Annotated in this window: 10 protein-coding genes; 3 read left to right on the forward strand and 7 right to left on the reverse strand. The window is 74.7% G+C overall.

Going from position 1 to position 10,590, the window contains the following annotated elements:
- The 6 genes from ABLM29_RS21510 to mraZ all read right to left on the reverse strand — a co-directional run.
- Positions 1-303: Mur ligase domain-containing protein (locus tag ABLM29_RS21510; RefSeq protein WP_349716657.1), on the reverse strand; the 303-nt coding region annotated here is incomplete at its 3' end.
- Positions 300-2,096 carry a peptidoglycan D,D-transpeptidase FtsI family protein gene (locus ABLM29_RS21515; RefSeq protein ID WP_349716658.1) on the reverse strand — a complete coding sequence of 599 codons (1,797 nt, stop codon included), beginning with the start codon at positions 2,094-2,096 and terminating at the stop codon, positions 300-302. The genes ABLM29_RS21510 and ABLM29_RS21515, both read right to left, overlap by 4 nt.
- A 22-nt stretch (positions 2,097-2,118) precedes the next feature.
- Positions 2,119-2,697 carry a cell division protein FtsL gene (gene ftsL, locus ABLM29_RS21520; protein ID WP_349716659.1) on the reverse strand — a complete coding sequence of 193 codons (579 nt, stop codon included), beginning with the start codon at positions 2,695-2,697 and terminating at the stop codon, positions 2,119-2,121.
- Positions 2,697-3,689, reverse strand: coding sequence for a 16S rRNA (cytosine(1402)-N(4))-methyltransferase RsmH (gene rsmH / locus ABLM29_RS21525; protein ID WP_349716660.1), 993 nt, complete (start codon positions 3,687-3,689; stop codon positions 2,697-2,699). The genes ftsL and rsmH overlap by 1 nt, the downstream gene beginning before the upstream one ends.
- Positions 3,690-3,696: 7 nt before the next feature.
- Positions 3,697-3,879 carry a hypothetical protein gene (locus ABLM29_RS21530; RefSeq protein WP_349716661.1) on the reverse strand — a complete coding sequence of 61 codons (183 nt, stop codon included), beginning with the start codon at positions 3,877-3,879 and terminating at the stop codon, positions 3,697-3,699.
- A 360-nt stretch (positions 3,880-4,239) separates the two neighbouring features.
- A complete protein-coding gene (mraZ, locus tag ABLM29_RS21535; protein ID WP_349716662.1) occupies positions 4,240-4,665 on the reverse strand; it encodes a division/cell wall cluster transcriptional repressor MraZ in 426 nt (141 codons plus the stop codon).
- Positions 4,666-5,165: 500 nt separating this feature from the next.
- Between mraZ and ABLM29_RS21540 the strand changes: the two genes are divergently transcribed.
- The 3 genes from ABLM29_RS21540 to ABLM29_RS21550 are packed head-to-tail and all read left to right on the forward strand — an operon-like array spanning position 5,166 to position 9,795.
- Complete coding sequence (locus ABLM29_RS21540) at positions 5,166-6,188, forward strand: AAA family ATPase (protein ID WP_502889302.1); 1,023 nt, start codon at positions 5,166-5,168, stop codon at positions 6,186-6,188.
- 53 nt (positions 6,189-6,241) lie between these two features.
- On the forward strand, positions 6,242-7,489 hold the full coding sequence (locus ABLM29_RS21545) for a DUF58 domain-containing protein (RefSeq protein WP_349716664.1): 1,248 nt from the start codon (positions 6,242-6,244) through the stop codon (positions 7,487-7,489).
- Positions 7,486-9,795 carry a transglutaminase TgpA family protein gene (locus ABLM29_RS21550; protein WP_349716665.1) on the forward strand — a complete coding sequence of 770 codons (2,310 nt, stop codon included), beginning with the start codon at positions 7,486-7,488 and terminating at the stop codon, positions 9,793-9,795. The genes ABLM29_RS21545 and ABLM29_RS21550 overlap by 4 nt, the downstream gene beginning before the upstream one ends.
- An 86-nt stretch (positions 9,796-9,881) precedes the next feature.
- Here the strand turns inward: ABLM29_RS21550 and ABLM29_RS21555 are convergent, their stop codons facing one another.
- Positions 9,882-10,316 carry an SCO2097 family morphological protein gene (locus tag ABLM29_RS21555; protein ID WP_349716667.1) on the reverse strand — a complete coding sequence of 145 codons (435 nt, stop codon included), beginning with the start codon at positions 10,314-10,316 and terminating at the stop codon, positions 9,882-9,884.
- Between the last annotated feature and the right edge of the window lie 274 nt (positions 10,317-10,590).

A 10,590-nucleotide genomic window follows, 5' to 3' on the forward strand; every position in this document is an offset into this window, starting at 1 on the left:
GGGGGCGCCGTCGGGGTCGGTCAGGATCGCGGTCGCGCCGGCCGCGGCCGCCTGCCCCGCGAACCGCGCCCCGTGCACGGTGGCGCCGGGCAGCGCCGCGTAGAGGTCGCCGGCCCGGACCCGGCGGGAGTCCAGGCAGACCCCGGTGACCCGGGTCGTGGCCGGTTCGCCGACGCCGGGGACGTTGACCGCCGGAGCGTGGAGCGCGTGCGGGCCGACCCATCCGGCGACCTCGGTGAGCGCGACCGGGGCCACCACCTCGGGTCGGGGCGAGGCGGCGGCGGGCGTCGGTTCGGTGCTCACCACTCGACGGGGATCTGGTTCGGCTTCTTGCCGGTCGGGGGGACCCCGTAGCGGCGGAGGGCATAGCTCATCAGCTGGGAGAACGCCGGGCCGGCGACCGAGCCGCCGCCGCTGCCGGCGACGGGGTCGTGCACCACGACGTAGACGGTGAACCGCGGGTCGTCGGCGGGGGCGAACCCTGCGAAGGAGACGGTGGTCGAGCCGTCGTAGCAGGCGCACTCGTCGCCGACCCGCTGCGCGGTGCCGGTCTTGCCCGCGACGCGGTAGCCCGCGACCGCCGCCCGCGGCGCGACGCCGGCGTCGGGGTCGACCACGCGCTCCATCATCAGCATCGTCTGGTGCGCGGCGCGCTCGCTGATCACGCGGCGCTCGGTCGTCTGGCCCGTGCCGATCGTGGTGCCGTTGTCGAGGGTCGCCGAGCCCATCACCAGGCTCGGGTCGACCCGCACGCCGCCGTTGGCGATGGCGTTGATCGCGGCGGCCATCTGGACGGCGTTGACCGAGAGCGACTGGCCGAACGAGATGCGGTCGTCGACCTGGTCGGTCCAGGCGGCGCCGCGAGGCAGGATGCCGCGGGTCTCGCCACCGAGGCCGACGCCGGTCCGCTTGCCCAGGCCGTAGGCGGTCAGGTACTTCCGCAGCTGACCGGGCTTGAACTCGTCGGCGGCGAGGACGGTGCCGACGTTGGAGGACTTGGCGAGCACACCTGCCAGTGTGAGCCGAAGCGTGTCGTGATCCCAGTAGTCACCGATCGGGCGGTCCTGGCGGTAGAGCTTGCCGGGGACCTTCAGCCGGGTGCGCGGCGTCGCCAGGCCGGCATCGATGAGCGAGCTGAGGGTGAGCGCCTTCTCGACCGAGCCGGGCTCGTAGACGTCGGTCAGCGCGCTGGACTTGTACAGGCTGGAGTCGTACTCCTGCGGGTCCGCGGCGTCGTACGTCGGGTAGTCGGCCAGCGCGAGGAGCTGACCGGTCCGGCTGTCCATCACGACCGCGATGCCGGACTCGCCCTTCGCCCCCTCCACCGTCTGCTGCAGCACCCGCTGGGCGTACCACTGCAGGTCCCGGTCGATCGTGGTGCGCAGGTCGTGGCCGTCGACGGCCGGGGTGACCGTGTGGTCGCCGAGCGGGATCTGGTTGCCGGCGCCCATCTGGTAGCGCGCCTCGCCGTCGGTGCCGGAGAGGTACTCGTTGAAGCGGTCCTCGAGCCCGGCCAGCGCGTGCGCGGAGCCGTCGGCCTCGGGCGTGCCGAGGAAGCCGACCACGTTCGCGGCCACGTCGCCGTTGGGGTAGATCCGCAGCGGGTCGTTCTCGGTGAACAGGCCCGGGTAGCCCTCGTCCCCCGCGTCGGCGACCACGTCCTCGGCCTTGCTGGTCGGGACCTGCCGGGCGATGTACTGGAACCGGCTGTCCTCGGCGCGCAGCGCGGCGAGGGTGTCCGCGTAGTCGACGTCGAGCCGCCGGGTGAGGAACCGCGCCAGCTCGGTCGCGTGGTCCGACGTGACGTGCGGGTCCGCGACGATCATCGTGCCGTCGACCGACTCGGCGAGCGGGTCGCCGTTGCGGTCGGTGATCTCGCCGCGGGCCGCGGGGAGCATCACCTGGACGGTGCCCTCCGCGGCGGCGAGCTGGGCGTAGGAGCCCGGGTCGACCGCCTGCAGCTGGACCAGGCGCGCGGCGAAGACCGACAGCACCATGGCGATCAGCAGGAAGCCGATGCCCATCCGGCGATGGGGGGAGGCACGAAGCGTGCCGACGCGACCGTCAGGGTCGCCGTCGGCGGTGGAACGACTCACCGGACCAACCTAGGCGCGCGGCTCACCGGGTCGGCGACGCCGCGCCGTTCCGGCCGCGGTTGCCCTGGTCGTTCCCGGTGGCGGTCGAACCACCCGACGAGCCGACGGCCGCGGGCACCCTCACCCGCACCGGCGCCGGGTCCAGGAAGCTCGGCCGCTGGGCGGCCGGCGGGGCGAGCGGCAGCGGCGCGCCGGCCGCCGGCTCGGCGGCCCCGCTGATCGCGCCGGTGCCGAGGTCCAGGATGCCGGCCGAGGTCGGGATCACCATGCCCTGGCGCTGGGCGGCCCGGGCGATCCGGGCCGGGTCCCGCAGCGCCTGGAGGTCCATCTCCAGCGCCTCCTGCCGGGCGCCGAGGTCGCTCGCCTGGCGCTCGAGGGCGGTGGCCTGGAAGGAGGCCTGCTGCATCGAGGTGTTGAACAGGAGCAGCCCGATCACGCCGCCGAGCAGGATCAGGCTGACCAGCGTCACGAACGGCACGCGAGGGGCGCGCGTCCGGCCCCGCGGGACGACGGTGAGCCGGGCGCGCTGGACGGCCGCCTGGGCGGTCCGGGGCGCGACGCGCGGGAGCCGGCTGCGGACCTGGGGCGCGGTGCTGCTCATCAGGCGACTCCTCGTGGCTTCGGGCGGGACGGACGGGTGGGGCTGGGCGGACGGACCCGCTCGATGGCACGGAGCCGGACCGACGCGGCGCGGGGGTTCTCCTCCCGCTCGTCCCCGGGGGCCTGCTCGGCGCCGCGGGTGACCAGGCGCAGCGCCGGCTCGCTCCCCTCCGGCACGAACGGCAGGTCGTCGGGGACCTCGGAGCGGGTGGCGGCGGCGAAGGCCCGCTTGACCATCCGGTCCTCCAGCGAGTGGTAGGACTCGACGACCACGCGCCCGCCCACCTCCAGCGCGTCGATCGCTGCCGGCAGCGCGCGCTCCAGCACGCGGAGCTCGTCGTTGACCTCCATCCGGAGCGCCTGGAAGGTCCGCTTCGCCGGGTGCCCGCCGGTACGGCGGGCAGGGGCCGGGATCACGTCGTAGAGGAGCTCGACGAGGCGACCCGAGGTGGTGAAGGGCTCCCGGGCGCGCTCGGCGACGACGGCGTCGGCGATCCGCCGGGCGAACTTCTCCTCGCCGTAGTCGCGCAGGATCCGCGCCAGGTCGGCCGCGGGGTAGGTGTTGAGCACGTCGGCCGCGGTGTCCCCGGTGGTGCCGTCCATCCGCATGTCCAGCGGAGCGTCGACCGCGTAGGCGAAGCCCCGCTCGGGCAGGTCCAGCTGCATGGAGGAGACGCCGAGGTCGAAGAGCACCCCCGAGACCGCGGCCAGGCCGAGGTCCTCGAGCGCGTCGGGGATCTCGTCGTAGACGGCGTGCACGCCGGTGAAGCGGTCGCCGAACGGCGCCAGCCGCTCCCGCGAGCGGCGCAGCGCCTCCGGGTCGCGGTCGATCCCGACGACGCGGGCCAGCGGGCACCGCTGCAGGACGGCCTCGCTGTGGCCGCCGAGGCCGAGGGTCGCGTCGACCAGGACGGCACCCTCGTGGTCCAGGGCGGGAGTCAGCAGCTCGACGACCCGGTCGAGCATCACCGGAACGTGACGGGGCGCGGCCATCGCTGCCTCAGCGACCGATCCAGGAGCCGGCGAGCAGGAGCAGCGCCAGGCCGATCGAGACCCCGGCGGAGAAGCCCATGACAGTGAGCGCGTCGCGGGCCCGCTCCCGGACCCGGGGCTCGGCCGCGCGGACGCGCAGCGCTGCGGAGGTGGGTGGCACCTCCGGCGTACCGACGCGCATGACGCTCATCTCGACCCTCGACCCTCGACCTCGTGCTGTGGCTGTGCTGATGACTGCTGACTGATGACTGACGACTGCTGTGACGTGCCGACGGGCTGGTGGCCGGTGCCGGCTGGGATCCGTAGGGCCAGGTCTCTGCCCGCTCCATGTCGGTGGCCGTCTGGTGCCGGGGAAGGTGCCCCAGATGGCGGTGAGAGCGCTCTGGTGCCGGGGAAGGTGCCCCAGAACGATCTGAGCTGCCTGGCGCCGGGGAAGGTGCCCCAGGAAGCTCGTGGTCCCCCCGGGGAGCGGGCGGAGACCTGGCTCTACGGATCCACTGTTCGGTTGTCTGCGCGGGCGGCCGTCGGCCGCCCACCTACTCGTCTGCTGCTACTCGTCGTCGTCCTCGTCGAGGTCGGCGAAGTCGGCCAGGGCCGCGGCTTGGAACTCCCGCCACTTCTCGGGGTTCCAGATCTCGAGCCGGTCCCGGACACCGATCACGACCACGTCGCGATCGAGTGCGGCGTACTCGCGCAGGTGGTTCGGGATGCCGATCCGGCCCTGCTTGTCGGGCTTCCCCTCGTCGCCACCGGCGAAGAGGATCCGCGCGTAGTTGCGGGCGGCGCGGTTGGTCATCGGCCGGGCCGCGGCGCGGTCGGCCTCCTCCGCGAACACGTCGGCAGGCCAGACGACGAGGCAGTTCTCCTGTCCCTGCGTCACCACGAGCCCCTCCGCGAGTCGATCCCTGAACTTGGCCGGGAGGAAGAGGCGGCCCTTCTCGTCGAGCTTCGGGGTGTAGGTGCCCATGAAGAGCATCGGGCCACCCCCTCGATTCCGCCCTCCTCCACTTTCCACCACTTTACGCCACTTTCCCCCACCGTCAACCACATCGCACCCCCGCGCGCCGCGTCGCCGGGCGCCCCGACGCGCCCCGACGCGGGCCGGGCGGCGGGCGCGGGCAGGGCGCGAGCAGGACCGGGAGCGCACCCCGCGGCCGCTCCGGAATCGCAGAAGTTGCCCCTGACCTGCTGTTTTCCCCTCCGGCGCAGCGGGTGGGGGTCGACCACGGGGTGCGCGGTGGAGCGCCGGGGAGCGAAAGGTGGAGGAGGTGGAGCGCCAGTGGGGAGGGTGGTGGAGCACGGGTGGAGGACGCGGCCGCCGCAGGTGAAAGAAAGCGCCGCGACGCCCCACCCACGCACCACCACTCGGTCGTCCGCCCTCGCGCCCTCCACCCACGCCCTAGGGTGGTGTCACGCCGCGACGTACCGTGGCGGACACCACCATCGTGAACACCGACGTGGACGGGAGGCCCCGCCGTGGAGCCGTCGACCTCAGCGCCACCGGCGTCCCCGGCTCAGCCGGCCACCACGCCCGGAGCGCCCGCCCAGGCCGACGTCGCCACGGTCGCGCGGGTCGCGACCCGCATCCGCTCCAACGTCGAGCGCGCCATCTCCGGCAAGACCGAGGTGGTGAACGCGGCCCTGGTCGTCCTCTTCGCCGAGGGCCACCTGCTGCTCGAGGACGTCCCCGGCGTCGGCAAGACCATGCTCAGCAAGGCGCTGGCCCGCAGCATCGACTCCTCGGTGCGGCGGATCCAGTTCACCCCCGACCTGCTCCCCTCCGACGTCACCGGGGTCTCGGTCTACAACCAGTCCACGCGCGAGTTCGAGTTCCGCCCGGGCGGCGTCTTCGCGAACCTGGTGATCGGCGACGAGATCAACCGGGCGTCCCCGAAGACGCAGTCCGCGCTCCTGGAGTGCATGGAGGAGCGGCAGGTGACCGTGGACAACGTCACCTACCAGCTCGACGCCCCGTTCATGGTGATCGCGACCCAGAACCCGGTGGAGATGGAGGGCACCTACCCCCTCCCCGAGGCACAGCGCGACCGGTTCATGGCGCGCGTCTCGGTCGGCTACCCGGTCGCCGCGGCGGAGATCGCGATGCTCGACGCGCACGCCGCGGACAACCCGCTCGACGACCTGGAGCCCGTCACCGACGGCGCCGAGATCCGCAAGCTGTGCGGGATCGTCAGCCAGGTCCACGTCTCCGAGGACGTCCAGCGGTACGCCGTCGCGCTGGTCACCGCGACCCGCGAGTCCCCCGACCTGCTGCTCGGCGCCTCGCCGCGAGCGACCCTCCACCTGGTGCGGGCCGCTAAGGCCCGCGCGGCGATCGAGCAGCGCGACTTCGTGATCCCGGACGACGTCCTGGCGCTGGTCGAGCCGGTGCTCGCGCACCGCGTGCTGCCCAGCGCGGAGGCGGCCGTCGGCGGCCGGGCGTCCGCCTCGATCCTGCACGCGCTCACCGCCGGGGTCCCCGTGCCCGACGCGCGGGGCTGAGCCACGCCGGGCGGGCGCGGGACGGGCGGGTCGGCGATGGCAGGGGGTCGACGGTGAACGAGGGCCGCGCGGCGCTGTCCGGGCTCACCCTGCGCGGTCGCGCCTTCATCGCGGCCGGCCTCACCGCGCTCGCCTGCGCGATCCTGCTCGGCCAGTCCGCGCTCACGCGGATCGCGGTGCTGCTCGTCGTACTGCCGCTGCTGGCCGCGCTCGCGGTCTCCCGGAGGCGGTACGGCGTCGAGGTGCACCGCGACCTCACCCCCCGGCTGGTCACCGCCGGCCAGACCGCCACCGTCACGCTGCAGCTGTCCAACGCCGGCCGGCGCGGGGGCGCCGGCGCCCTCCTCGTCGAGGACCGCCTCCCCTACGCGCTCGGGCCCGGGCCGCACTTCGCGCTGCAGGGCCTCGGGCGGCGCTGGGAGCGCGCCGTCTCCTACCAGGTCCGTACCGACCTCCGCGGCCAGTTCGAGATCGGACCGCTGGTCACCCGGGCCACGGACCCGTTCGGCATGGTCGAGGTGCGGCGCACCCACGCCGGCACCCTCGCGCTCACCGTCACCCCGAGGACGCTGCCGCTGCCCACGATCGGCCTGACCGGCGGGTGGAGCGGCAGCGGCGAGCACCGGCCGCAGGCCTTCGCCGCCGGCTCGGCGGAGGACGTGAGCGTGCGGGAGTACCGCCGGGGCGACGAGCTGCGCCGCGTCCACTGGCGCAGCTCGGCCCGGATGGGCGACCTGATGGTGCGCCGGGAGGAGCAGCCGTGGGAGGCCCGCGCGACCGTCTTCCTCGACAACCGGCTGCACGCCCACCACGGGCAGGGGACGGCCTCCACGTTCGAGGCGGCGGTGACGGCCGCCGCCTCGGTCGCGGTCCACCTCGACCAGCACGGCTACACGGTGCGACTGGTCACGGCCCCGGGGATCGGCACGGGACCGGGCGATCCGCTGACGGCCGTCCTCGAGCACCTCGCCCTGGTCCAGGTCACCCAGCAGCCGCGCATCGACCTGTCCTGGTGCGGCGAGCAGAACCACGGCGGACTGCTGGTCGCGGTCCTCGGCGGACTGTCGGCGGGCGACGTCCCCGCCCTGCGCCGCCTGCGCCACGACGCTGCCACCGCACTCGCGATCGAGCTGGACCTGGCCGCCTGGGCCGGGGCCGGCGCCACCGGGGCGACCGACGAGGCGCCCCGCGCCGCTGGCCTCGGCTGGCGCTCGGTGAGCATCGGCCCGCACGACCGCCTCGACGCCGCCTGGCGCGACCTCGGCCGGCGCGGCCACCGAGCAGGGGCCCGGGTCCGATGAGCCCCCGCCGCCTCGCACCCCGCAGCGACCTGCTGCTCGCCGTGGTCGCCGCCGCGACGACCTGGGGGGCGCTGACCGCCTGGCGCGGGTTCGTCACCGCGCCGACGGAGTTCCTCGCGCCGATGGCGCTGATCGCGATCGCCGTCGCCGTGACCGGGTCCCTGCTGCGCTGGGCGCGGGCACACGGGGCGCTGGTGGTCGCGGCGCAGTCCGCGGTCGCGCTCGCGGGCGTCAGCCTGGAGGTCACCGGCTCCCCCGTCCCCTTCGGCGACGGGCCCACCTCGCTCTCCGCGGCGCTGGCGACCGCGGTGGACTCGGCGCAGGCCTACGCCGCCCCGATCGGCGGGAGCATGCCGTCGGTGGTCCCGCTGATGCTGGCCGGCGGCGCGGTCTTCGCGGTGCTCTTCGACGCGCTCGCCTGCACGCTGCGCCGGGTGCCGATCGCCGGCCTGGCGCTGCTCGCCATCTACTCCATCCCGACCGGCCTCACCGGCACCGGCGCCAGCTGGGTCTCGTTCGTCCTCGCCGGCGCGGGCTTCCTCACCCTCCTGCACCTCGACTCCCGGGCCGCGCTGCTGCGCTGGGGCCGGACCGTCGGCGGCGACGAGCACAACCCCTGGAGCGAGACCAACCCGCTCGCCGACGCCGTGCGAGCCGGCGCCGGGCGGATCGGTGTGGCGGCGATCGCCATCGCCCTGGTGGCGCCGTCGTTCGTCCCGGTGCTCGACCTGGACGTCTTCGGCATCGGCGCCGGCGCGGGCAAGAACCAGATCACCATCCGCAACCCACGCGCCGACCTGCGCCGGGACCTCGAGCAGAGCGCGGACGTGCCCCTGATTCGGGTGCGCACCGACGACCCGGACCCGAGCTACCTGCGGATCGCGGTGCTCAACCGCTTCACCGGCATCGAGTGGAGCAGCGGCGACCGCGACGTGGCCAGCAGCGCCACCGCCAACGGCCAGCTGCCGCCGCCCCGCGGGCTCTCCGAGCAGGTCCCGCGCGACGCGTACGAGTACCGCGTCGACATCTCGCAGTCGTTCGACTCGACCTGGCTGCCGACCCAGTTCCCGATCACCGCCATCCACGCCGACGGCGACTGGCGCTACGACGAGGACACCCTCGACTTCCTCGCCGTCGGCAACGAGAACGCCGCCGGGATGAGCTACACCATGCGGGCCGTCGTCCCCGACTACGGCACGGACGGGCGCTACTTCTCCAACGCGCGGCTCAACGCCGTCGACCCGGAGGTGCTCGAGATCCCGGGCGGGCTGCCCAGCGAGGTGCGCAACTTCACCCAGCAGGTGACCGGCGGCACCTACACCGACTACGAGAAGGCCCGGCTGCTGCAGGCGTGGTTCCGCACCGACGGCGGGTTCCGCTACAGCCTGGCGAAGGCGCCCACCGGGTCGGTCGGCCAGACGCTCGCCACGTTCCTCTCCGAGGGGCCGGGCGGCAGGATCGGCTACTGCGAGCAGTTCGCCGCGGCGATGGCGATCATGGCCCGGGTCGCCGGCATCCCGGCGCGCGTGGCGATCGGCTTCCTCTCGCCCAATCCGGTCGGGGCACGGGTGTGGGAGTACAGCTCCCACGACCTGCACGCCTGGCCCGAGCTCTACTTCTCCGACGCCGGGTGGGTCCGGTTCGAGCCGACGCCCGGCCGGCGGGCACCCGACGCGCCGAGCTACAGCACGACGCCGGTCCGCGACCCGAACCTGGGCCCGAGCATCGGCGCCTCCCCCGCCCCGGACGCGACCGGGGCGCCCGACGAGCTCCCCGAGCGCAACCCCCAGGACGCGGAGGGTCAGGACGCGCAGTCGGACGCCGCGGACCAGGCCACGGACGGCGGCGGGATCGGCCGGTGGCTGTGGACCTCCGCCCTGTCCCTGCTGGCGCTGGCGGTCGCCGGCATCACGCTGCCGCGCCTGCTGCGCTCCGGGCAGCGCGCCCGCCGACTGGCCGGCGGCCCGGAGGAGGCGTGGCAGGAGGTCCGCGCGACCAGCGTCGACCTCGGCCTGGGCTGGCCGGCCGGCCGATCGCCGCGAGAGACCGGGGAGGTGCTGCTCGGCCATGTCGAGCAGGCCGGGGCGACCGTGGACGCCGACGCCGCGGCCGCGGTGGCGCGACTCGTCTCCACGCTGGAGCGGCACCGCTACGCGGCGCCGGGCGGCCGTACGGCGGTGCTCACCGCACCGGCCGAGCCGGCCGATGACGCGCGGCTGGTGATCGGGGCCCTCACCGCGCGCGCGTCACGCGGGCAGGCCCGGCGGGCACGGTGGATGCCGCGCTCGCTGTGGCAGCGCACCTGAGGACGGTCATGCCGGCGCAGCTCGGCGAGCCCACGTGGCTCGCCCGACCCGCTCGACCCGCTCGACCGGTCGCGCCGGGTCCGGGCTCAGAGACCGCCCTGATCGCGGCGGCGACGCCAGCGGGAACGCAGCGTGTCCATGAAGGAGTGGCCCGAGCGACCGCCGCGGCGCCCGGAGCGCTTGCTCGACCGGCCGCCGTCGACCACGCCGAGACCGGACGGGTGCGCCGTCACGCCGGCGTCGCCACCGGCGCGCTGACCGCGCACCGCGGTCAGGCCGATGGTCGCCGACAGCAGCATGACCACGAAGCCGGCGATGCCGATCTGCCAGTAGCCGCTGATCGCTCCGCCCATCAGGACGGCGATGCCGACCGCGAAGACCAGACCGGCCAGGATCGCCCGGCGACGGGCCGCCTGGCGGAGCGTGGTGCCTCGAAGGGTCGAGGCGAACTTCGGGTCTTCCTCGACGAGGGCGCGCTCCATCTGCTCGAGCAGCCGCAGCTCCTCTTCGGAAAGTGGCACCGGTTCCTCCACACGTTCTTGGCGGTCACCCGCCGACCTGCCTGGACCCAAGTGTAGGCAGGCGCCCGGCGTCCCGGTAGGCCGACGTCACAAAATCTGTTGCGTCCCTGCGGTCGGGCGTGTCCCCGGACGCCTCGTACGCACTCCTGGAGCCCTCGTGGGGCGGGTCGACTCCCCGTGAGGTGGGGTCGTGTGCCTGAGAACCCGCCCTGCCGATGCACCAGGCACACGACCCGGACCGGGCGGGCGGGGCGGGGCGCGGCGCGGCGGGGCG

The organism is Nocardioides sp. YIM 152588, assembly GCF_040191335.1.
Lineage (GTDB): Bacteria > Actinomycetota > Actinomycetes > Propionibacteriales > Nocardioidaceae > Nocardioides.

Excerpts from the sequence above, each read along its gene's own strand:
- ftsL (WP_349716659.1), bottom strand. The coding sequence starts at position 2,697 with ATGAGCAGCACCGCGCCCCAGGTCCGCAGCCGGCTCCCGCGCGTCGCG.
- ABLM29_RS21550 (WP_349716665.1), top strand. The coding sequence starts at position 7,486 with ATGAGCCCCCGCCGCCTCGCACCCCGCAGCGACCTGCTGCTCGCCGTG.
- ABLM29_RS21530 (WP_349716661.1), bottom strand. The coding sequence starts at position 3,879 with ATGAGCGTCATGCGCGTCGGTACGCCGGAGGTGCCACCCACCTCCGCA.
- mraZ (WP_349716662.1), bottom strand. The coding sequence starts at position 4,665 with ATGCTCTTCATGGGCACCTACACCCCGAAGCTCGACGAGAAGGGCCGC.
- rsmH (WP_349716660.1), bottom strand. The coding sequence starts at position 3,689 with ATGGCCGCGCCCCGTCACGTTCCGGTGATGCTCGACCGGGTCGTCGAG.